Source organism: Achromobacter sp. Marseille-Q0513 (assembly GCF_018195695.1).
In the GTDB taxonomy this organism is placed as follows: Bacteria; Pseudomonadota; Gammaproteobacteria; order Burkholderiales; family Burkholderiaceae_B; genus Achromobacter.
The window spans coordinates 1-21,686 of record NZ_JAGTJY010000105.1; the positions used below are offsets into that span (position 1 = coordinate 1).

Genomic DNA, 21,686 nt, shown 5'->3' on the forward strand with positions numbered 1-21,686 from the left:
ACCGAGACCACCGGCGGCGGCGTGGGGATGGAGCCAGCGGGATCCGCTGGCGCGGCGCCAGGCGCCTGGCCCGAGCCCTGCGCGGACGCAACGGGCGGCGCTACCTGCGGCTCGCTTACCTGGGGCTGGAACGGCGTGTTGCGTTCCGGCACCTTGATGGGGATGTTGTCCGCAACCGGAACCGGCTGGGAATCGAGCACCATGGGCAGCACGATGACGGCCGCCAGGACCAGCGCGATCGCGCCTGCCAGCCTGCGCCGCGCGCGGCCGCGCAACTCCGCCGCCTGCACTTCGCTGGGCACGGCCGCCCGTTTGGAGGACTGCGCCTGGTCGGCAGGATCTTTGCGTTTGAAAAAACCCATGGAAGAGAATTCCTTGCGGCGCCTTTCGGCGGACGACGCGGCGGCTTGCCGCCACCTTGCCGATGAACCGAATCTAGCCCCGATTGCCCGCGCTCTTGCCTATGCCTTGCGACCCAGGGCCTGCAAAACCGAGGCCACGGTGAGAAACGACCCGAACACCACGATTCTATCATTCTCGGCAGCCCGTTCGCGCGCCGCGGCGAAGGCGGCGGCGGGATCGGCGTAGGCCTGCACGCTGGGGGTTTCACCGCCCGCGGGCGCGGCCGGCAGGGCCTGGCCGGCCTGCCGCGCCAGGTCTTCGCCGCTGGCGCCGCGCGGGCCCGGCAGGCCGGCGCAATACCAATGGTCGACGCGCGAGCCCAGCTTGGCGACGACGCCCGCCAGGTCCTTGTCGTTCAGCATGCCGAAGACCGCGTGGGTGTACGGATGGAAACCCATGTTGTCCAGGTTCTGCGCCAGCACCGCGGCGGCGTGGGGATTGTGCGCCACGTCCAGGATGACGGCGGGCTGGCCGGGCAGGATCTGGAAACGGCCGGGCAGCGAAGCCTGCAGCAGCCCCATGCGCACGGCCTGCTGCGGCACGGGCAGCAAATCGCGCACCGATTCCAGCGCGGCCAGCGCCGCCGAGGCGTTGAGCAGCTGGTTGGCGCCGCGCAGCGCGGGATAGGCCAGCGCGCTGCGGCGCTGTTCGCGCCCGCCGTAGGCCCATTGCTGGCGATCGCCCGAGTAATTGAAATCGCGGCTGAACAGCCACAGGTCGGCGCCGATGGCGGCGGCATGGTCCAGCAGCGACTGCGGCGGCGACGGATCGCTGCAGATGGCGGGCTTGCCCGAGCGATAGATATGCGCCTTCTCGAAGCCGATCTTCTCGCGCGTGTCGCCCAGCCAGTCCATGTGATCCAGGTCCACGCTGGTGACGATCGAACAGTCAGCGTCGACGATGTTGACCGCGTCCAGCCGGCCACCCAGGCCGACTTCCAGCACCACGGCGTCCAGGCGCGATTGCGAGAACAGGCGCAGGATGGCCAGGGTAGTGAACTCGAAATAGGTCAGCGAGGTGTCGCCCCGGGCGGCTTCAACCGCCTGGAACTGCTCGATCAGCGCCTCGTCGGTGGCAATCTGGCCGTTGACGCGGGCACGCTCGTTGAAATCGATGAGATGGGGCGAGGTGTACAGCCCGACCTTGTAGCCCGCGGCCAGCAGGATGGCCTCCAGCATGGCGCAGGTGGATCCCTTGCCGTTGGTGCCGCCGACCACGAACTTGACGCCGGACAGTGCCAGCCCCAGCCGATCGGCCACTTCGCGCACCCGCTCCAGGCCCATGTCGATGGCCGTGGCATGGATGGATTCCAGATAGCGCAGCCAGTCGGACAGGGTGGCGGCGGGCGCGGGCTTTTGGACAGGAGACATGGACGGACGGCAGAGAGGAACGCAACACGCGATTCTATCAGCGCGGGACCGGCGTTTTCCCTAATCCCCCCTTGGACGGCCAGGAATCGCATGCAAAATTCCTTGCCGATATTTTTCTCATACATGAAAATAAATTCATGGATGAGAATTTCATGGAGCATACATGAGTCTGGATACGACAGCGAAACCCACCCCCGCCTGGCTGGTCCGCGAGGCCGACGTGCCCGGCTACCACCCAGCCAACCACACCGGCACGCTCAACCGGCGCCTGATCGGCCCGGACACCGTCGGCTCGCGCCACGTGGAAGTGCTGCTGGGCGTGATCGAAAAGGGCAAGGGCGCCCTGCCGCATGCGCATCCCAGCATCGAACAGGTCTGCTACCTGCTGTCCGGCACCGCGCGGGCGCAGGTGGCGGACGAATGGGCCGACATGGCGGCGGGCGACTGCTGCTATTTCCCGCCGGACGTGCCGCACGTCTTCACCGTGACCAGCGACCAGCCCGCCCGGCTGCTGGTGATCTACACCCCACCCTATGAAGAATCGCCGGACCGCGTGATACGCGGCTTCCCGACGCCCCCCGCCGCCTGACGCGGCGCCCCGCCGGCCGTGGCGACCGCAGAAGCCGCCCGCGCCATTCCACCAAGGAGACAAGCCATGAAACCATCGCGCCTGCTGGGCGCCGCGCTGCTTGCCGGCGCGGCCCTGCTGCCCGCGGCCGCGGTCCGCGCCGCGGACTATCCCGCCAAACCCATCACGCTGATCGTGCCCTTCCCCGCCGGTTCCGGCACCGACGCGGTCGGGCGCATCTTCGGCAACGAACTCTCGTCCATCCTGGGCCAGCAGGTCATCGTCGAGAACAAGCCCGGCGCCAACGCCACCATCGCCGCCAGCCTGGTGGCGCGCGCCCGTCCCGACGGCTACACGATTTTCGTCACCACCAATACCTCGCACTCGGCGGCGCCCTGGCTGATGAAGAACGTGCCCTACGACCCGGTGAAGGACTTCACCCCCATCGCGCGCGGCGGCAACCTGCCCTTCATCCTGGTCGCCAACCCCAAGCGGCCCTGGAAGACGGTCGCCGACCTGGTCGCCGACGCGCGCCAGCGCCCCGGGCGCATCACCTACGCCAGCGGCAACAGCACCGGCATCGTGGCCGGCGCCACGCTGGCCCGCCGCGCCAATATCGACATCCTGCACGTGCCCTATAAAGGCACGCCGCAAGGCCTGACCGACGTGGTCGGCGGACAGGTGGACTTCATGTTCACCGACCTGGCCTCCGGCCTGCCCTTCGTGCAGTCCGGCCAGCTGCGCGCGCTGGCGGTGTCCACCGCGCAGCGCAGCGCCATCGTCCCCGACCTGCCTTCCATGGCCGAATCCGGCGTGCCGGATTTCGACCTGAACTCATGGAACGGTTACTTCGGCCCGGCCGGACTGCCGCCCGAGGTCGTCGCCCGGCTCAACGCGGCGATCAACCAGGTCGTCGCCAAACCCGAGACCCGCCAGCGCCTGGCCGCGCTGGGCTTCGACGCGTTCTCGGGCACGCCGCAGGACTTCGCCCGCTTCGTGGGCGAGCAGCGCGATCTCTGGGGCAAGCTGATCCGCGACGCCGGGATCGAGCAGCAATGAGCCCGCAACCCGGCTTTCCCGCCACCGGCCCGCTGGCCGGCGTGCGCATCCTGGATCTCAGCTCGGTCGTCATGGGCCCCTACGCCACCCAGGTGCTGGGCGACCTGGGCGCGGACGTGGTCAAGGTCGAATCGCCCGCCGGCGACAACCTGCGCGCGGTCGGCCCCATGCGCAATCCCGGCATGGGTCATCTGCACCTGCACCTGAACCGCAACAAGCGCTCGATCGCGCTGGACTTGAAGACGCCCGAGGGCCGCGAGGCCTGCCTTCGGCTGGCCGAGGGCTGCGACGCCCTGCTCTACAACATCCGCCCCCAGGCCATGGCCCGGCTGGGCCTGTCCTATGAAGCGGTGGCTGCACGCAATCCGCGCATCGTCTACCTGGGCGCCTATGGATTCAGCGAGCAGGGCCCCTACGCCGGACGGCCCGCCTACGACGACCTGATCCAGGGACAGACCGGCATCGCGGCGCTGTACGCGCAGCAGAGCGGCGACGTGCCGCGCTACGCGCCACTGACCCTGGCGGATCGCGCCGTCGGACTGCATGCCGCCATCGCGCTGGTGTCGGCCGTGCTGCATGCCCGCGCCAGCGGACGCGGGCAGCAGGTCGAGATTCCCATGTTCGAGGGCATGGCGCACATGACGCTGGGCGACCACCTGGGCGGCGCGACGTTCGATCCGCCGCTGGGCCCGGTCGGCTACGCCAGGCTGCTCGCGCCGCACCGCCGCCCCTACGCCACGGCCGACGGCTACCTGTGCCTGCTGATCTACAACGACAAGCACTGGCACAACTTCTTCGCCCTGATCGGCCGGCCGGAACTGGCCGACGATCCGCGCTTTCGCGGCCACGGCGCGCGCGCCGCGCACATCGGCGAGGTCTACGCCTTCGTCGCCGATGTCGTCCGCCAGCGCGCCACGGACGACTGGCTGGCCGACCTGGCGCGCGCCGACATTCCGGCGGCCCGCCTGCATGCCATCGAAGACCTGCTGGATGACGAGCACCTGGCCGCCACCGGCTTCATCCGCGAACAGGACCACCCCACCGAGGGCCGCCTGCGCACGCCCGCGCCGCTGGGCCGCTACGCCGGCACGCCCACCGCCATCCGCCGCCCGGCCCCCGCGCTGGGCCAGCACAGCCGCGAACTGCTGGCGGAGGCCGGTTACGACGACGCCGCCATCGACGCCCTGTTCGCGCGCGGCGCAGCCCGCTCTACCGACTCCCCGGAACCCACAGGAAAGCCAGATGGACTTTGAATTCACGCCCGACCAGGAGGCGCTGCGCGCCGCCGTCTCCCGCATCTGTGAACGCTATCCAGACGAATACTGGCTGGAGCGCGACCGCGAAGGCGGCTTTCCCGAGCCGCTGCACGCCGACCTGGCCCGCGACGGCTGGCTCGGCATCGCCATGCCGCAGGAATACGGCGGCGCCGGCCTGGGCATGACCGAGGCCGCGCTGATGATGCAGACCATCGCCGCGTCCGGCGCGGGCTTTGCCGGCGCGTCGGCCGTCCACATGAACATCTTCGGACTGAATCCGGTGGTGGTGTTCGGTGACGACGCGCAACGCCGCCGCTGGCTGCCGCCCCTGATCGCCGGCCGTGAAAAGGCCTGCTTCGCCGTGACCGAGCCGGATGCCGGCCTGGACACGACCAAGCTGGGCACGCGGGCCGTGCGCCAGGGCGACGAGTACGTGGTCCACGGCCGCAAGATCTGGATCTCGACGGCCCAGGTGGCGCACAAGATGCTGCTGCTGGCGCGCACCACCCCGCTGTCGGAGGTGGACAAGCCCACCCAGGGCCTGTCGCTGTTCTATACGGACCTGGACCGGTCCAAGGTGGAAGTCCGGGAAATCGAGAAAATGGGCCGCAAGGCCGTGGACTCGAACATGCTGTTCATCGACGGGCTGCGCATCCCCGTGGCCGACCGGGTCGGCGAGGAAGGCCGCGGCTTCGAGTACATCCTGCACGGCCTGAACCCGGAACGCATCCTGATCGCGGCCGAGGCCGTGGGCATCGGCCGCGCCGCGCTGGAGCGCGCGGTGCGCTATGCCGGCGAGCGCGTGGTGTTCGGCCGTCCGATCGGCCAGAACCAGGGCGTGCAGCATCCGCTGGCCCAGGCCTGGATGCAGCTGGAAGCGGCCGACCTGATGGTGTTCAAGGCGGCCAGCCTGTACGACGCCGGCAAGCCCTGCGGCCCCGCCGCGAACTCGGCCAAGTACCTGGCCGCCGAAGCCGGCTACAACGCCTGCCAGACCGCCGTCATGACGCTGGGCGGCATGGGCTATGCCAAGGAGTACCACGTGGAACGGCTACTGCGCGAAAGCTTCATTCCGCGCATCGCGCCAGTCAGCCCGCAGCTGATCCTGTGCTTCATCGCCGAGAAGGTGCTGGGACTGCCCAAATCCTATTGAGCGCGTCGCGTGGCGCGACAGGACGGGCCGTCCGGCGGGGTTTGCGCTCGCTGCCGGCCGCCCTCAGGCCTGCCGCTCCAGCCCGGCGCAGGCCGAGCGCAGGATGCTGGCGTATTCCGCCTGCCTGGGTTCGATGCGGTAGATCGGCCCGCCGACCGAAATGGCGTAGTGCTCGCCCGACAGGGTCAGCGGCCAGGCGATCGCCCCCACATCCGCGATGGACTCGCCGTTGTTCATGAACCAGCCGCGCTGGCGCGACAGCCCGATATCCTCTTCCACCTGCGCCGGCGTCGTCAGCGTCCGCTCGTTGTAGCGGGTCATCTCCACGCCGGCCAGCATGGCCATGCGCGCCGGCCCGTCCAGCAGTGAAATCAACGCCTTGCCCAGGGAATTGGCGTGGATGCTCTTGAATTCGCCGGCGACGGGCGCGTAGCGGATGGTGTGCGGGGAATCCAGCACGTCCAGGTAGACCACCCGCGCGTCCTGGCTCAGCTTGGCGAAGACCACGGTTTCCCTGGTTGCGTCCCGTAATTCCACCAGGCTGGGATAAACCCGGTCCAGGACAGGATCGGCATGGGCGATGCGCTGCGCCATCGCCAGCAGGCGCCCCGTGGGGTAGTACCCCTGGCGCCGTCCGGTCTCATAGAGATAGCCCAGCCCGGTCAGCGTGCGGATCAGCGCCAGGCAGCTGGACACCGGCACATCGAGCAGCCGGGCGAGCTCCGACAGGGGCAAGGCGCGCTTCTCGCGGGCATAGGTTTCGATGATTTCGATGACGCGCAGCGCCGTCTTGACACTCATTGCCCTGTCCACAACCCTGGAACGTGAGAAATATCTTGTTTCAGATGGCGCTAAAGTTCGCCCCTGAGCGTGCCGTTATGGTAACTGAGAATTTCCTGATAACAGCGCGTTCCTCCGAGACGCCCGCACCGCCGCTGGAGTGATCATGGCCGTATCCCCCTTAGCCCCCGCCTCGTATGCCCCCGTGGCGGTAGCGCCTGCGCCCGTCGTCCCGGACCCATCCGTCACCGTTGCGCCTGCCGCCGCCTCAGCCCATAGCGGCGGCTCGGACAGCGCTACGTCCGAACAGTCGGATTCGCAGAAGCTGCCGCTGGAACGCGCACTCGACGAAATCAACGACCAGATGAAAGCCTGGTCCACCCAACTGCAGTTCGAGGTCGACCCCGACGTGCATCAGATCGTGGTGTCCGTGGTCGACTCCGAATCGGGCAAGGTCCTGCGGACCATCCCGAGCGAAGCTGTTATCAAGATCGCCAAAATGATCGTCAACATGCAGGGAAATGGCATCAAAACCTCGGTTTGATGCGCACCCAATATTTTTCAGAGAATGCCTTGAAGCCCGCGCGCGCGGACGGAAAGACCGAATTAAGCCAGCCTTATGCCCTTACCCGGCCGATCGCTGACCTCCAATCTTTGACAGAATCATATCGCTAGGAAGGAATCTCACATGGCCTCCATTACCAACCTTGGTTCGGTCTCCGGCCTGCCCCTGGAAAAGATCCTGACGGATCTGGCGGCAGCCAACGACAAGGACCTCCAGCGCTACACCACGCGAGCGACGAGCTATCAGGCGCGCATCAACGCCTACAGCCAGCTGCAAAGCGCGCTGGAAGCGGTGCAGAAGTCCGCCGCCACGCTGGGCAAGCCGGAGACCATGGCCGCCATGATGGGCAGCGTCACCGGCGGCAACGCCCTGACCGCCACCGTCGGCGACGGCGCCGTCGCGGGCCAGTACACGATCGAAGTGAAGAACCTGGCCGTCGCGCAGGGCCTGCGCTCCGGCGCCGTGGCCGACCGGACCGCCAAGAACGGCGACACCGGCACCTTCGAGATCGAGCTGACCGACGGCACCAAGCGCACCATCGATCTGAAGGGCGACACCTCGCTCAACGGCATCGTCAAGGCCATCAACGCCGACGACAAGGCGGGCGTGCGCGCTACTGTGCTGAACGATGGCAACGGCAACAACTACCTGATGCTGACCGCCAAGGACACCGGCGTGCAGGCCGCGGTGAAGAACATCACCGTCACCGGCGACCAGTCGCTCAAGAACATCCTGGGCTTCAGCACCGCCGGCGGCACCACCAGCGGCATGACCGAGACCAAGGCCAAGGACGCCGAACTCGTCATCAACGGCCTGCCGGTCAAGAGCGGCTCGAACAACGTGTCCAAGGTCATCGACGGCGTCACGCTGAACCTGACGGACACCACGCCGGACGGCAAGCCCATCCTGCTCAAGCTGGAAGCCGACGTCTCGGTCGCCACCAAGGCGGTGCAGGATTTCGTCAAGACCTACAACGCGCTGCAGACCACGATCAAGGGCCTGACCGCGTACAACCCCAAGGAACCGGACGACACCAAGAAGGCCAGCCCGCTGACCGGCGACGGCACCACCCGTTCGATCCAGTCCGCCGTTTCCAGCGTGCTGAGCGGCGCGCTGGGCTCGGGCAACGTCAAGTCGCTGGCCGACCTGGGCATCACCACCGATCCCCTGACGCGCCAGCTCAAGCTGGACAACGTCAAGCTGGACAAGGCGCTGAAGGAAAACCCGGCCGACGCGAGCACGCTGCTCAACGGCAAGGACGGCCTGGCCAAGAAGTTCGACGCCGCCGTCAAGGACGTGCTGGGCAGCAACGGCTCGCTCAAGAATCGCACCGACGGCCTGAACAAGACCATCACCGACCTCGGCAACCAGCAAGCCCGCGTCAAGCAAGCCAACGACGCGGAGCTGGCCGCCATGCGCACCCGCTTCATCGCGCTGGACAAGATGGTCGCCCAGATGAACTCCACCGGCGCCTACCTGACCCAACAGTTCGCGGCGATGAACAAATCGTCCAAGTAACCCGTAGAAGATGCACTGATGACTTACGCCGCCCGCCGCCCGACAGGCTCTCACTCTGTCCGCTCCTACGCCGATATCGGCCTGGAAACCCAGGTGATGAGCGCTACCCCCGAGCGGCTGATCACCCTGTTGTTCAACGGCGCCCGGGCGGCGATCGGGCAGGCTCGCATCCATCTGCAGGAAGGCCGGGTCGCGGAACGCGGCGCGGCGATCTCGAAAGCGATCAAGATTGTCGACGAAGGCTTGAAGACCGGGTTGAACATGGAGGCCGGCGGCGATGTCGCCGCCAATCTTTCCCGCCTCTATGACTACATCGTCCGCACACTGCTGACGGCGAACTTGAAGTCGGACACCGAGCAACTCGACATCGCAGACCGGCTGCTGGCCGATCTGGCCGAGGCTTGGCAGACATCCATCGACCAGCCGGCAGGCAGCGTGTCGCCGTGATGGCCCGCAAAACGAACCTAGCCAGCCAGCGCCCGCCCGAGATTTCCATGACGTCCCTTACCCATATCTCCTCCCCTATCCTGGAGCATTACCAGGAGATAGCCGTTATTACCGGCGAAATGCTTACCGCCGCCCAGGCTGGCGATTGGGACACGGCCATGGTGCACGGGCAGCAATACTGCGAGCTGGTGGAGCGCCTGCGGCACAGCGAGCCGTCCATGCCGCTGGACGACGCCGGCCGCGCGATGAAGTACGACCTGCTGGTCCGCATCCTGGAAAACGATGCGCTGACCCGCGACCTGGCGATTCCCCAACTGGCCCGCCTGGGCGAGCTGCTGGGCAGGATGAAGCGCCAGCAGACCCTGCTCTCGGCCTACGGCTACCAGGCGCCTGAAACATGAGCGTAGGTCCCGCCGCGCTGGGCAACGTCCTGGTGCAGCGGCTGGACGCCGTGCTCGGCACGACGATGTCCGCCGCCTCCGCCAATCAGGTTTCCGGCGCGCGCCCGGATGCGGTCAGCCAGCCCGGCAGCCTGGAAAAGCCCGGCCAGGCCGACGGCTCGCCGCGCGACCCCCGCCAGGGCGTCCAGACCGGCGGCGCGCGCGGTGAACGCGCCGCCATCGTCGACGCCAAGACCGCCGCCGCGCTGGCCCTGGCCGCGCGCGGCCTGGTCACCAGCAACGACACCACCGCTTCCGCGCCCACCACGCTGGGACGCACCGCCCGCGCGATTCTCTCGCTGCTGGCGCAGTACCCTGAAGCCGCGCCGCCCGTGCAAGGGCGCGCGCCGCTGTGGACGCCCGACGCATCGGCCGGCCGCCAGCCCGGCGCAGCGGCCGGGCAGCCCGCCGCACAGCCGGCACCCGGCGGCCAGCCCGCGGCGCCGCATGCCAACGCTCCCGCCGGACAGCCCCAGGCCACTGCCGCGAACAGCGCCGCCAATGTGGCGACGGTCCTGAACGCGATCGCCGGCGACCCCGCAGCCGCCGCCGGCAAGACGCCCGGCCAGGCCGGCGCCGCCGACGGCGCGCCACCCGTCCAGGACCCGGCCGCCGCCGCGCGCGCCGCGCTGGCCACGCAGGGTCCGGCCGCCCGCGCCCTGGGCCAGGCCCTGCGCGAAGCCCTGCAGACCAGCGGCCTGTTCTACGAATCACACCTGGCCGATCTGGCCTTCGGCCGCGCCAACCCGTCCGAATTGCGCAAGGAACCGCAGGCCGACCTCAAGCAGGCAGACGCCCAGCAGCAACAGCATGGCGCCGCCGCCACGCGCGCACGGGCCGAAGCGCCCGCCAGCCGCGGCGCCGGCGGCGCGGACGCGCCCGCGCCCGCTTCCGGCGGATCCAATGCGCCCACGCCCGGCGCGCCGATCAACGGCATCCACCAGGACCTGAACGCGCTGGTGCGCCAGCAGCTCGACGTGCTGGCCAACCAGGCGCTGGCCTGGCGCGGGGAAGCCTGGCCCGGCACGCCGATGGACTGGGAAGTGCAGCGCGACCCCTACGGCGGCGATCCCGAATCGGCCGTTCCGACCTGGGCCACCCGCCTCAAGCTCGACCTGCCCCGGCTGGGCCTGGTGGACGCGCGCCTGAACCTGGCCGGCGACCAGATCGTGCTGCAGCTGATCGCGCCGCACAGCGCCGCCCTGATCGACGAATCGTCCGACCAGCTGCGTTCGCGCCTGCTGGCCGCAGGCTTGACGCTGAGCCACATGACGGTCAACGTGGTCGACCCGCGCCCCATCATTCCGACTGATTTCTGATGGCAAACCCGCAACGCCCCGAGGACGGCTACGCCGCCTCGCCCAACGCAGGCCGCAACGCCGCCGTCGCCCTGTCCTACGATGAAGCGGACGGCGCGCCGCGCGTCGTCGCCAAGGGCTACGGCCAGCTCGCCGACACCATCGTCCGCACCGCCGAGGAAAACGGCCTGTACGTGCACGAGTCGCGCGAGCTCGTTGGCCTGCTGATGCAGGTGGACCTGGACGCGCATATTCCTCCCCAACTCTACGTTGCGGTGGCAGAATTGCTGGCCTGGCTGTATCGCCTGGAATCGCGCGAGCTTCCCGACGACGCCGCGCCGCCCGATCTCTCTATCTAAGGAATCTCCACCGTGTTGGACGCCAGCGATCCGGAATTCTTGCTCACCCGGCCGGAAGACATGCGTTCCGCGCTGTTCGAGCTCACCCACCCCGACAGCCACATCCTGGTGCGCGACGCCGCCGACCGCGAGATCGCCGTGCTCATCCTGGGGGCGGACAAGCACACGCGCCAGTTCTTCTGGCGGCCGCGCGACTATGCCGGCGCGGACTTCGAACAGTCCGACAGCATGGGCCTGCTCAGCGGCACCACCTTCCACTTCCACGCCACGGCCTATGGGGGCGTGCAGATCCGCTTCCGCGTGCAGCGGCCCGAAGTGATCCATTTCGACGACGGCAGCGCGGCCCTGATGTCGCCCTTCCCCGACCGCCTGGCGCGGATCCAGCGACGCAAGATGTTCCGCGCCTCGCTGATCGCCAGCGCCAGCCGCTGCCAGGCCACCTGGCTCCCCGAGACCCAGACCAAGCCGCTCGCCTTCACGGTGCGCGACATCTCGGTCGACGGCGTCGGCCTGCGCGTCGGCCTGGCCGCGCCCGAACTTCCCCAGCGCGGCGAGGTGCTGGAAGGCGTGCAGATGGATTTCGGCGACCTCGGCAGGCTGGTCGCCAACCTGGAAGTGCGCAACGTCTATCCGGTATCCGGGCAGCCCATGATCGTGCCCGGAGCAGACCCGGACGACCCCGCGCCGCGCCACGTGTCGCTGACGGGCGAGCCGCCGGTCAGCCACCTGGGCGCCATCTTCCTGAACCTGGACGCGCGCCAGGAGAACTGGCTGCAGCAGGTGGTCTGGCGCCTGGAAAAGGGCAATAGGGACTAGACCCCCCCCGAAGCGCTGCGCGCTTCCCCCCCAGGGGGGCGCAGCTGCGGACCGGCAAAGCCGGCTCCGCGCTGCCCCGGTCCTGGGGCGATTTGCTAATGCCGTGAGCCGTGTTTTTGGGGCGCAGCGTGTTTGGCGCACTGCCTGCGTCAGGGACATGCGACACATGACATAGGGAAAATCTGGCCTGGCGTAGTGTGCGCGCCAACGCCAAAGGGGCGCTCTGTAGCGCCCCTTCATGCTGCGTTTTCGTCTCGTGGCCTTAGACGGCCATCGACGAGATTTCCTTGTAGGCGGCGACCAGCTTGTTGCGCACCTGTATCGCCGTCGAGAAGCCGATGCTGGCCTTCTGCATATCGACCATCACGTCGTTGAGCGAGACGTCGGGCGCGCCAAGTTCGAAGGCCTTGGCCTGGGCGCTGGCCGCGTTCTGAGCAGCCGTGACGCGGCGGATCGAGCGTTGCAGCTCGGCGGCGAAACCGTCGGGCTGGGCCAGCGGCGCGGCGCCGACCGACAGGCCGGATTCCGCCTTGCTGACGACCTCGCGCATCTGGGACAGCATGCTTTCGATGCCGGACAAACCTGTTACCGCCATTGCCATGTTTCCTTGCAGGTGGGGCGTAATGCCGAATCTGCAGGCAGCGTAACCGGGATCGGCGCCCCTCATAGCCGACAAGAACCGCCAAAAAACCCGATATTTCCCCCAATCCGGCGCCGCTTACGGCGGGCTGGCGGCCGCCCTGTGTCCGGCCTTGCGCGGCCCCGGGCGACATAGGAGATAAGTAACGCCAAAAAACCGCTGTTTTCGACGATTGGGATTGCGCCCCCTGCGGCAATAATCCACGCTCACCCCAGACCAGAAGCACGTTGCATGTGTAATCTGCCCTACCCGAACATGAAGTCCTTTTCCCAGCTCCGCGCAGCCAGCGGGGGCCGCAAATGAATCAGCAGGCCACTCTGAGCTCGTCTTTGCTGGCGAAGTTCCCCGTGCTGGAAAAAGTCCGCGCGCTGCCCAAGCCCGTCCTGCTGGGCGCCGCGGCGGCCGTGGTCGCGCTGATCGTGGCCGCGGTCATGTGGAGCAGCGAGCCCAAGTACAAGGTCCTGTTCTCGAACCTGGAGGACCGCGACGGCGGCGCCATCGTGACGGCGCTGGGGCAGATGAACGTGCCCTACCGCTACAACGAGAACGGCACCGCCCTGCTGGTTCCGGCCGACCGCGTCTATGACGCCCGGCTGCAGTTGGCCTCGCAGGGACTGCCGCGCGGCGGCTCGGTCGGCTTCGAGCTGATGGACAACGCCCGTTTCGGCGCCAGCCAGTTCGCCGAACAGATCAACTACCAGCGCGGCCTGGAAGGCGAGCTGGCCCGTTCGATCGAATCCATGCACACCGTGCAGCACGCCCGCGTGCACCTGGCCATGCCGCGCCAGTCGCTGTTCGTGCGCGAGCGCCAGGCGCCCACCGCCTCGGTGCTGCTGAACCTGTATCCCGGCCGCAGCCTGAGCGATGCCCAGGTGTCCGCCATCTCCTGGCTGGTCGCTTCCAGCGTGCCGGAACTGACCGCCGAGAACGTCTCCGTCGTCGACCAGAACGGACGCCTGCTGTCGGCCCCGCTGGGCGAAGGCCGCGGCATGGACGCCGACCAGCTGCGCTTCGTGCGCGAGATGGAACAGCGCACCGTCGAACGCATCCTGACGATCCTGAATCCCCTGGTCGGCCCCGGCAACGTGCACGCCCAGGCCAGCGCCGAGATGGACTTCGCGCGCCGCGAGGAAACCTCCGAGGTCTACCGCCCCAACCAGGAACCCGGCCAGGGCGCGATCCGCAGCCAGCAGACCAGCGACGCCACCCAGCGCGGCGTCGGCCCGGCGCAGGGCGTGCCCGGCGCCCTGTCGAACCAGCCGCCCGGCAACGCCCAGGCGCCCATCACCAATCCGCAGCAGCCGCCGGCCCGTCCCGGCCAGACGCCGCAGCAGCAACAGCAGCAAGGCGCCCAGCAGCAGACCGGCGCGCAGGCCGCCTCCGCCAGCCTGAACGAGCGCCGCGACGCCACCACCAATTACGAAGTGGACCGCACCATCAGCCACGTCAAGCAGCCGGTCGGCGCGCTCAAGCGCCTGTCGGTGGCCGTGGTGGTGAACTACATCCGCGACAAGGACGGCGACCTCAAGCCGCTGCCGCCCGAGGAACTGAACAAGCTGACCAACCTGGTCCGCGAGGCCATGGGCTATTCCGAAGGCCGCGGCGACTCGCTCAACCTGGTCAACAGCCAGTTCAACGACGGTCCGCCCGCCCTGCCGATGTGGCGCGATCCGGAAATGATCGCCCTGTTCAAGACCATCATGGCCTGGCTGCTGGGCTTGATCGTGGCCTTCTGGCTGTACCGCAAGGTGCGTCGCCAGGTCACCGACTACCTGTACCCGCCGGTTGATCCGGAAGTGGCTGAATCCGAACGCATCGAAGCCCAGCGCGAGGCCCAGGAAACCGCCCGCGCCAAGGAAACCACGCGCTACGAGGACAACCTGGAACGCGCCCGCACGATGGCGAACAAGGATCCGCGTGCCGTCGCCATGGTCCTGCGCACCTGGATGAGCAAAGATGAAAAATGATTCCGCCAAACCCATGGACGGCATGACCCGCAGCGCCGTCCTGATGATGTCGCTGGGCGAGGACGCCGCGGCCGAGGTCTTCAAGTACCTGACCGCGCGCGAAGTCCAGCAGGTCGGCGCCGCGATGGCCAGCCTGAAGCAGGTCACGCGCAATGACGTGGCCGTCGTGCTGGAAGAGTTCCGCCAGGAAGCCGACCAGTTCATGGCCGTCACGCTGGGCTCGGACGACTACATCCGCACCGTGCTCACCAAGGCCCTGGGCAGCGACCGCGCCGCCGGCCTGATCGAGGACATCCTGGAAGCCGGCGAAGGCGGCAGCGGCATCGACGCGCTGAACTGGCTGGATCCGCACACCGTGGCCGAGCTGATCGGCGACGAGCACCCGCAGATCATCGCCACCATCCTGGTGCACCTGGAGCGCGACCGCGCCGCCGGCGTGCTGGCGCTCTTGACCGACCGCCTGCGCAACGATGTGATGCTGCGCATCGCCACCTTCGGCGGCGTGCAGCCGGCCGCGCTGTCCGAACTGACCGACGTGCTCAATTCGGTGCTGGCCGGCCAGGGCGCCAAGCGCAGCAAGATGGGCGGTGTGCGCACCGCGGCCGAGATCCTCAACATGATGAACTCGACCGAAGAGGAAACCGTGGTCGCCAGCCTGCGCGAGCGCGATGCCGACCTGGCGCAGAAGATCATCGACGAGATGTTCGTGTTCGACAACCTGCTCGACGTCGAGGACCGCGCCATCCAGCTCATCCTCAAGGAAATCGACAACGACACGCTCATGGTCGCGCTCAAGGGCGCCCAGGAAGAGCTGCGCGCCAAGTTCCTGCGCAACATGTCCAGCCGCGCCGCCGAGATGCTGCGCGAGGACCTGGAAGCGCAAGGCCCGATCCGCATGTCCAAGGTCGAGGCCGAGCAGAAGAAGATCCTGCAGATCGCCCGCCGCCTGGCCGAGAGCGGCCAGATCGTGCTGGGCAATTCGGGAGACGACGCGTATGTCTGACGCGGACAACGGCTCGACGACCCTGCTCTCGCGCAGCGCCGCATGGCGGCGCTGGCAGATGCTGTCGTTCGACGAGCCGCCGCCCGTCGAGGTCGCGCCCGAACCGGAACCCGATCCCGGTCCGGACCCCGAAGTCGTGCTGGCCCAGCTGCGCGCGCAAGCCGTGGCCGAAGGCCGCCAGGACGGCTACGGACAAGGCCACGCCGCCGGCCACGAAGCCGGCCGCGCCGAAGGCCGCGAAGTCGGCCATGCCGAGGGCCGCGAGGCCGGCTACGCCGAGGGCTTGGCCCTGGCGCGCGAACAGGGCGCCGAGGAAGCCGCCCGCCTGCACGCGCTGGCCGAATCCTGCGCCGCCTCGATCGGCGCGCTGGAAGAGCGCATGGGCCAAAGCCTGCTGACGCTGGCGCTGGACATCGCCCAGCAGGTGATCCGCAACACCCTGGCGGAGCAACCCGAAGCCGTCGTGCACGCCGTGCGCGAAGTGCTGCACATCAATCCCAGCGCCGGCGGCCAGATGCGGCTGTGGGCCAATCCGCAGGACATCGAACTGATCCGCCTGCACCTGGCCGACGAGCTGAAGGAAGGCCACTGGCGCGTCCTGGCCGACGAATCGGTCGTGCGCGGCGGCTGCCGCGCCGAAACGCCCTATGGCGACATCGACGCCACGCTGCAGACGCGCTGGCGCCGCGTGGCCGCCTCGCTGGGCCGCAACACGTCCTGGGAAGAAAGCGCCCAGGGAGCGGAGGCGACGCCATGAGCGCCCAGCCGGCCGTGCCGGTCATCGACCGCTGGCAGACCCAGCTGGAGATCGGCTCGATCCGCGCCGCCTCGACCGAGCCCTGGCTGGTCAGCGGCCGCATCACCCGCGCCACCGGCCTGGTGCTGCACGCCACCGGCCTGCGCCTGCCGGTGGGGGCCGCCGCCCGCATCGAAATCGCGCGCGGCCATGACCACTGGGCCGACGCCGAGGTCGTGGGCTTCGACGGCCACACACTGTACCTGATGCCGCAGGCCGACATTTCCGGCCTGCCGCCCGGCGCCCGCGTGGTGCCCGGCGAACCGCCCGTGCAGCGCCAGATTCCGCTGCCCAGCAAGGCCGAACTGAACGGCAACGCCAAGCCCCAGCTGGGCCGCCACCTGCCCGTGGGCAACGCCCTGCTCGGGCGCGTGCTGGACGGCGCCGGCCGCCCTTTGGATGGACTGGGTCCGCTGACCGGCGCCCAACTGGCGCCGCTGTCCGCCCAGCCGATCAATCCCCTGTCGCGCGCGCCGATCGACACGGTGCTGGACACCGGCGTGCGCGCGATCAACGGCCTGCTGACGGTTGGCCGAGGCCAGCGCATGGGCCTGTTCGCCGGCTCCGGCGTGGGCAAGAGCGTGCTGCTGGGCATGATGGCCCGCTACACCAAGGCCGACGTCATCGTCGTCGGGCTGATCGGCGAGCGCGGCCGCGAAGTGAAGGAATTCATCGAGCACAACCTGGGCCCCGAAGGCCTGGCGCGCTCGGTCGTGGTGGCCGCGCCGGCCGACGTGTCGGCCCTGCTGCGCCTGCAAGGCGCGGCCTATGCCACGCGCCTGGCCGAACACTTCCGCGACCAGGGCCTGGACGTGCTGCTGATCATGGACTCGCTGACCCGCTACGCCATGGCGCAGCGCGAGATCGCGCTGGCCATCGGCGAGCCGCCCGCCACCAAGGGCTATCCGCCCTCGGTCTTCGCCAAGCTGCCCAGCCTGGTGGAACGCACCGGCATGGGCGCGCCCGGCCCGAACGGCAAGGCCGGCTCGATCACCGCTTTCTATACCGTGCTGGCCGAAGGCGACGACCAGCAGGATCCGATCGCCGACTCGGCCCGCGCCATTCTCGACGGCCACGTCGTGCTGTCACGCCACCTGGCCGAAGCCGGCCACTACCCCGCGATCGACATCGAAGCGTCGATTTCCCGGGCCATGACGTCGCTGATCACGCCGCAGCAGTTCTCGGTCGTGCGCCGCTTCAAGCAGACGCTGTCGCGCTACCAGCGCAACCGCGACCTGATCGCCGTCGGCGCCTACGTGGCCGGCAACGATCCGCAGCTGGACGATGCCATCGCCCGTTACCCGCGCCTGGAAGCCTTCCTGCAACAGGATATCGGCGAGAACGTCGGCTACCAGGACGCGGTCAACCAATTGCAGGCCAGTTTCGAGTTGAGGGACACCTATGCCTAGCCAACTTCCCCTGGACATGCTGACCAATCTGGCCAAGGAGAGCACGGACGAAGCCGCGCGCCTGCTCGGCCGTCTCAGCGCCGAACGCACCAACGCCGAACGCCAGCTCGGCATGCTGCAGGACTACCGCCATGACTACCTGGAACGGCTGCAACAGGCCATGACCTCCGGCATGTCGGCCAGCGACTGCCACAATTACCAGCGCTTCATCGGCACGCTGGACGACGCCATCGCCCAGCAACAGGGCGTGCTGCAGCAGGCCGACGAGAACCTGAACAAGGGCCGGCTCTACTACCAGCAGGAAAAGCGCAAGCTCAATTCCTACGATGCGCTGGCGCAACGCGCGCAGCGCGCCGAAGCCGTCGCTGAATCGCGCCGCGAACAGCGCCTGAACGACGAATACTCAGCCCGCCTGGTCCAGCGCCAGACCGGCATGCATTAAGCGACATACCACAGGAAGCCCAAGATGAACGCTCCCCTGCCCCTGCCCGCCATCGCCCCGTCCGCGCCGGTTTCGCCGGCCGACGCCTTTGGCGCCAAGTCTTCCCAGTCCGACAACAAGGGCCCCAGCTTCTCCGAAGTGCTGGCCCAGCAGCGTCCGACTCAATCGAATGACGCCCGCCCGGCCGGCAACGGCGCCAAGGAACCCGCGCCCGGCAAGACCGGCGGCAGCGCGGAAGGCAATGCCGAGAACGCCGCGTCCGGCGCCATCGACGAGGCTGTCGAGAAGGCCGCCCAGGCCGAGGCCGGCGCGATGGCGGTCGCCGCCGCGCAGCAGCCCGTGCCGCAGGCCCTGCTGCCGCAGCAGGCGCTGGAGATCGCCGCCCAGGCCGCCGAGCAGGTGCAGAACGCCCGTGGCGCCGCGCAGGCCGCCGTGACCGCCGCCAGCGGCACCGCCGCCGTGCTGGTCAACGCGCTGAACGCCAACGAGGTCACGCCGACGCCGCGCGCGCCCGTGCCGCTGACGGCGCAACAGGCTCAGGCCGCCGCCGCCCGCGATGCCCGCGACGCGGAACTCGCCGTGCCCGTGGTCACCGCCGCCGCCAAGCCCGGCAGCCAGTCCGCCGCCGTGACCGCCGACATCAAGACCATCGCGCCCGCCGCCGAGGCGCCGCGCCTGGTCGCCGACAACGCGCTGCCGCGCCCCGCGCCGCGCACCGCCGTCGAAGCCGCGCAAGCGTCCCAGGCCGGGGCTCAACAGCCCGCTCGCCACGAAGAAGAATCCGCGCCGCAGCCGGCCGCTACGCAGACGTTCCAGCTGCCGCAGCACGCCGCCGGCGCGCAGGACCATCTGGCGCAATCGCTGGCCGTCGCGGCCCAGCGCCAGCAGCCCCTGCCCGTGTTCAACCCCGCCGGCATCGGTCAGCCGCCGGTCGCCCTGCAGGTCGCCACCCCGGTCGGCGCCACCCACTGGGGCACGGACCTGGGCCAGCAACTGGTCGTGATGAGCAACAGCGCGCGCCACGGCGTGCAGACCGCCGAGCTGCGCCTGGATCCGCCGGACCTGGGCCCGCTGCGCGTCAGCCTGAACCTGGCCGACGGCGTGGCCAGCGCCTCTTTCGTGTCGGCGCACGCCTCCGTGCGCCAGGCCATTGAAACCGCCCTGCCGCAATTGCAGCAGGCGCTGGCGCAGGCCGGCATCTCGCTGGGCCAGACCAGCGTGGGCGAGCAGGCCGCCCAGCAGCAGTTCGCCCAGAACCAGGGCGGCGGTTCGCAGCGCCAGGGCAGCGGCCTGACGGGCGGCGCGGGCGACGTGGTGGCCGATGCCTCGCGTCCCGCGGCGGCCTCGCCCCGCAACGCCAACGCGCTGGTCGACACCTTCGCGTAATCCCGGCTGGCGCGCGGCCCCGCCGGGGCCGCGCGCAGTGCAGCAATAGCTTGAGATACGCGGCTTTCGCCCTGTTTTTCGCTCCCAAACCGGCGCGCGATTTCGGGCAGAATGCTTTCATCCACTGAGAGTCCGTTTTCATTAGCGGCAAACACGCATCGACACCAAGATGGCGACTTCAAAACCTTCCACCATGCCGGCGCGCGGCACGCTTCCCTCCCGCTCTGGCGGCCTGGGCCGCATCCTCCGTCCCGTGCTCGGTGTCCTGGTCCTGCTGCTGGTCGCGGCGGCCAGCGCCGGCGCGACCTGGTTCATCACGCAACGCATGCAGCCGCCGCCCAATGGCGCCAACGTGTCGCTCGCCGTCGGCCAGAATCCGGGCCAGGTTGGCGCACCCGGCACGCCGGGCGCACCTGGCGCGCCGGGCCAGCCCCCGCAGCCGCCCACCTTCGTCGCCCCGCCGACCACGCCGGTCGCCGTGCCCGCGCCGATCTTCGTGCCCATCGAGGCGTTCACGGTCACGCTGCAGAACGCCGACACCGAGCGCATCATGCACGTGGGCCTGACGCTGCGCGTCAACGACGAGCAGACCCGCACCCGCCTGGAAAAGTACATGCCCGAGGTCCGCAGCCGCATCCTCATGGTGCTGTCGTCGCAGTCGCCGACCGCCGTGCAGACCTCGCAAGGCAAGACCGACATGGCCAACGCGATCAAGCAGGCCGTCAACCGTCCGTTCTCGCCGCTGCCTGACGGCCAGTACGTCACCGACGTGCTGTTCACGGCGTTCGTGGTGCAATAAGCATGGCCTACGAGGCGTTTCTTTCGCAGGATGAAGTCGATGCGCTGCTGGCCGGCGTAACCGGCGAGAGCGACAGCAAAAAGGAAACCGCGGGCGCCATCGACGGCGCGCGGGCCTATGACCTGAGTTCTCCGGACCGGGTCGTGCGCCGCCGCATGCAGACGCTGGAGCTGATCAACGAGCGTTTCGCTCGCCAGATGCGCCACGTGCTGCTGAACTTCATGCGCCGCAGCGCGGACATCACCGTCGGCTCGATCAAGATCCAGAAGTACGCGGACTTCGAGCGCAACCTGCCCGTGCCCAGCAATCTGAACATGATTCAGATGAAGCCGCTGCGCGGCACCGCGCTCTTCACCTATGACCCGAACCTGGTGTTCCTGGTCATCGACAGCCTGTTCGGCGGCGATGGCCGCTACCACACGCGCGTCGAGGGCCGTGACTTCACCACCACCGAACAGCGCATCATCCAGCGCCTGCTCAACCTGACGCTGGAAAGCTACGGCAAGTCCTGGGATCCGGTCTATCCGATCGAGTTCGAGTACGTGCGCTCGGAGATGCACACCAAGTTCGCCAGCATCACCGGCAGCAACGAAGTCGTGGTCGTGAGCTCGTTCCATATCGAGTTCGGCGCCACCGGCGGCGATCTGAACATCTGCCTGCCCTATTCCATGATCGAGCCGGTGCGCGACCTGTTGACGCGCCCGCTGCAGGAAACCGCGCTGGAGGAAGTGGACCAGCGCTGGGCCCAGCAGCTGTCGCGCCAGGTGCGCAGCGCCGACATCGACGTGGTCGCCGAATTCGCCCGCATTCCGTCCAGCATCCGCGAGCTGATGCGCCTGAAGGTGGGCGATGTGCTTCCGGTGGACGTGCCCCAGACCATCATCGCCAGCGTCGACGGCGTGCCGCTGATGGAATGCGGCTACGGCGTCTTCAACGGCCAGTACGCCCTGCGCGTGCACAACATGTTTACTCACGATTCCGATTCAAACGAGGCCCCCGACCATGACTGACAAGAACGAGCCCGGCACTGGCTCGTCCCCGGCCGACGACTGGGCCGACGCGCTCGCCGAACAATCCCGCGCCAATCCGCCCACCCAGGCCGACGGCCTGAAGCCGCAGGAACCGCAGGACGATTGGGCCGCCGCCATGGCCGAACAGACCGCCGCGGCGCCCGCCGCCGCTGCCGCCCCTGCGCCCGCGCCGGCCCCCGCTC

General features: G+C 68.8%; 22 protein-coding genes and 2 pseudogenes. 20 read left to right on the forward strand and 4 right to left on the reverse strand.

Annotated features, from left to right (window positions below):
- Window positions 1-362 (reverse strand): annotated as a pseudogene (locus KDH83_RS19480) (SPOR domain-containing protein); the annotation flags it as partial.
- 99 nt (window positions 363-461) lie between these two features.
- On the reverse strand, window positions 462-1,772 hold the full coding sequence (folC, locus tag KDH83_RS19485) for a bifunctional tetrahydrofolate synthase/dihydrofolate synthase (RefSeq protein ID WP_212318909.1): 1,311 nt from the start codon (window positions 1,770-1,772) through the stop codon (window positions 462-464).
- A gap of 163 nt (window positions 1,773-1,935) precedes the next feature.
- On the opposite strand from folC, the gene KDH83_RS19490 reads away from it, so the two are divergent.
- From KDH83_RS19490 to KDH83_RS19505, 4 genes are all read left to right on the forward strand, one after another.
- Window positions 1,936-2,361, forward strand: coding sequence for a cupin domain-containing protein (locus KDH83_RS19490; protein WP_212318911.1), 426 nt, complete (start codon window positions 1,936-1,938; stop codon window positions 2,359-2,361).
- Window positions 2,362-2,427: 66 nt separating this feature from the next.
- Window positions 2,428-3,399, forward strand: a complete 972-nt coding sequence (locus tag KDH83_RS19495) for a tripartite tricarboxylate transporter substrate binding protein (RefSeq protein WP_212318914.1) — start codon at window positions 2,428-2,430, stop codon at window positions 3,397-3,399.
- Window positions 3,396-4,652 carry a CoA transferase gene (locus tag KDH83_RS19500; RefSeq protein ID WP_212318916.1) on the forward strand — a complete coding sequence of 419 codons (1,257 nt, stop codon included), beginning with the start codon at window positions 3,396-3,398 and terminating at the stop codon, window positions 4,650-4,652. Before KDH83_RS19495 ends, KDH83_RS19500 begins: the two co-directional genes overlap by 4 nt.
- Window positions 4,642-5,808 (forward strand): acyl-CoA dehydrogenase family protein, encoded by a 1,167-nt coding sequence (locus tag KDH83_RS19505; protein WP_212318918.1) that lies wholly within the window; start codon window positions 4,642-4,644, stop codon window positions 5,806-5,808. Before KDH83_RS19500 ends, KDH83_RS19505 begins: the two co-directional genes overlap by 11 nt.
- A 63-nt stretch (window positions 5,809-5,871) precedes the next feature.
- Here KDH83_RS19505 and KDH83_RS19510 read toward each other — a convergent pair whose 3' ends face one another.
- Window positions 5,872-6,609, reverse strand: a complete 738-nt coding sequence (locus KDH83_RS19510) for an IclR family transcriptional regulator (RefSeq protein WP_212318920.1) — start codon at window positions 6,607-6,609, stop codon at window positions 5,872-5,874.
- A gap of 145 nt (window positions 6,610-6,754) precedes the next feature.
- Between KDH83_RS19510 and KDH83_RS19515 the strand changes: the two genes are divergently transcribed.
- From KDH83_RS19515 to KDH83_RS19545, 7 genes are all read left to right on the forward strand, one after another.
- Entirely contained in the window at window positions 6,755-7,132 is a 378-nt protein-coding gene (locus tag KDH83_RS19515; RefSeq protein ID WP_212318923.1) for a flagellar protein FlaG, read from the forward strand.
- 144 nt (window positions 7,133-7,276) lie between these two features.
- Window positions 7,277-8,671, forward strand: coding sequence for a flagellar filament capping protein FliD (gene fliD / locus KDH83_RS19520; RefSeq protein ID WP_212318925.1), 1,395 nt, complete (start codon window positions 7,277-7,279; stop codon window positions 8,669-8,671).
- 18 nt (window positions 8,672-8,689) lie between these two features.
- Window positions 8,690-9,118, forward strand: coding sequence for a flagellar export chaperone FliS (gene fliS / locus KDH83_RS19525; RefSeq protein ID WP_212318927.1), 429 nt, complete (start codon window positions 8,690-8,692; stop codon window positions 9,116-9,118).
- Between the two features lie 47 nt (window positions 9,119-9,165).
- Complete coding sequence (locus KDH83_RS19530) at window positions 9,166-9,519, forward strand: flagellar protein FliT (protein WP_212318929.1); 354 nt, start codon at window positions 9,166-9,168, stop codon at window positions 9,517-9,519.
- Window positions 9,516-10,877 carry a flagellar hook-length control protein FliK gene (locus KDH83_RS19535; RefSeq protein ID WP_212318931.1) on the forward strand — a complete coding sequence of 454 codons (1,362 nt, stop codon included), beginning with the start codon at window positions 9,516-9,518 and terminating at the stop codon, window positions 10,875-10,877. Before KDH83_RS19530 ends, KDH83_RS19535 begins: the two co-directional genes overlap by 4 nt.
- On the forward strand, window positions 10,877-11,215 hold the full coding sequence (locus KDH83_RS19540) for an EscU/YscU/HrcU family type III secretion system export apparatus switch protein (RefSeq protein ID WP_212318933.1): 339 nt from the start codon (window positions 10,877-10,879) through the stop codon (window positions 11,213-11,215). Before KDH83_RS19535 ends, KDH83_RS19540 begins: the two co-directional genes overlap by 1 nt.
- A gap of 12 nt (window positions 11,216-11,227) precedes the next feature.
- The gene (locus KDH83_RS19545) at window positions 11,228-12,031 is read left to right on the forward strand and encodes a flagellar brake protein (RefSeq protein ID WP_212318936.1); all 804 of its coding nucleotides are present in this window, start codon (window positions 11,228-11,230) and stop codon (window positions 12,029-12,031) included.
- A gap of 262 nt (window positions 12,032-12,293) precedes the next feature.
- Here KDH83_RS19545 and fliE read toward each other — a convergent pair whose 3' ends face one another.
- On the reverse strand, window positions 12,294-12,626 hold the full coding sequence (fliE, locus tag KDH83_RS19550; RefSeq protein ID WP_103274046.1) for a flagellar hook-basal body complex protein FliE: 333 nt from the start codon (window positions 12,624-12,626) through the stop codon (window positions 12,294-12,296).
- A 344-nt stretch (window positions 12,627-12,970) separates the two neighbouring features.
- Between fliE and fliF the strand changes: the two genes are divergently transcribed.
- The 9 genes and pseudogenes from fliF to KDH83_RS19595 all read left to right on the forward strand — a co-directional run.
- Entirely contained in the window at window positions 12,971-14,638 is a 1,668-nt protein-coding gene (gene fliF / locus KDH83_RS19555) for a flagellar basal-body MS-ring/collar protein FliF (protein WP_212318938.1), read from the forward strand.
- Window positions 14,628-15,641: a flagellar motor switch protein FliG gene (gene fliG / locus KDH83_RS19560; protein ID WP_103274044.1), complete on the forward strand. Its 1,014-nt coding sequence runs from the start codon at window positions 14,628-14,630 to the stop codon at window positions 15,639-15,641. Before fliF ends, fliG begins: the two co-directional genes overlap by 11 nt.
- A complete protein-coding gene (fliH, locus tag KDH83_RS19565; protein WP_212318940.1) occupies window positions 15,634-16,398 on the forward strand; it encodes a flagellar assembly protein FliH in 765 nt (254 codons plus the stop codon). Before fliG ends, fliH begins: the two co-directional genes overlap by 8 nt.
- Window positions 16,395-17,846 carry a flagellar protein export ATPase FliI gene (fliI, locus tag KDH83_RS19570; RefSeq protein WP_212318942.1) on the forward strand — a complete coding sequence of 484 codons (1,452 nt, stop codon included), beginning with the start codon at window positions 16,395-16,397 and terminating at the stop codon, window positions 17,844-17,846. Before fliH ends, fliI begins: the two co-directional genes overlap by 4 nt.
- A complete protein-coding gene (fliJ, locus tag KDH83_RS19575) occupies window positions 17,839-18,288 on the forward strand; it encodes a flagellar export protein FliJ (protein ID WP_212318944.1) in 450 nt (149 codons plus the stop codon). The genes fliI and fliJ overlap by 8 nt, the downstream gene beginning before the upstream one ends.
- 24 nt (window positions 18,289-18,312) lie before the next feature.
- Window positions 18,313-19,674: a flagellar hook-length control protein FliK gene (locus KDH83_RS19580; RefSeq protein ID WP_212318946.1), complete on the forward strand. Its 1,362-nt coding sequence runs from the start codon at window positions 18,313-18,315 to the stop codon at window positions 19,672-19,674.
- Window positions 19,675-19,843: 169 nt separating this feature from the next.
- Window positions 19,844-20,473: a flagellar basal body-associated protein FliL gene (fliL, locus tag KDH83_RS19585; protein ID WP_212318948.1), complete on the forward strand. Its 630-nt coding sequence runs from the start codon at window positions 19,844-19,846 to the stop codon at window positions 20,471-20,473.
- Between the two features lie 2 nt (window positions 20,474-20,475).
- The gene (gene fliM / locus KDH83_RS19590; RefSeq protein WP_212318950.1) at window positions 20,476-21,483 is read left to right on the forward strand and encodes a flagellar motor switch protein FliM; all 1,008 of its coding nucleotides are present in this window, start codon (window positions 20,476-20,478) and stop codon (window positions 21,481-21,483) included.
- Window positions 21,476-21,686, forward strand: a pseudogene (locus KDH83_RS19595) (flagellar motor switch protein FliN); the annotation flags it as partial. The gene fliM and the pseudogene KDH83_RS19595, both read left to right, overlap by 8 nt.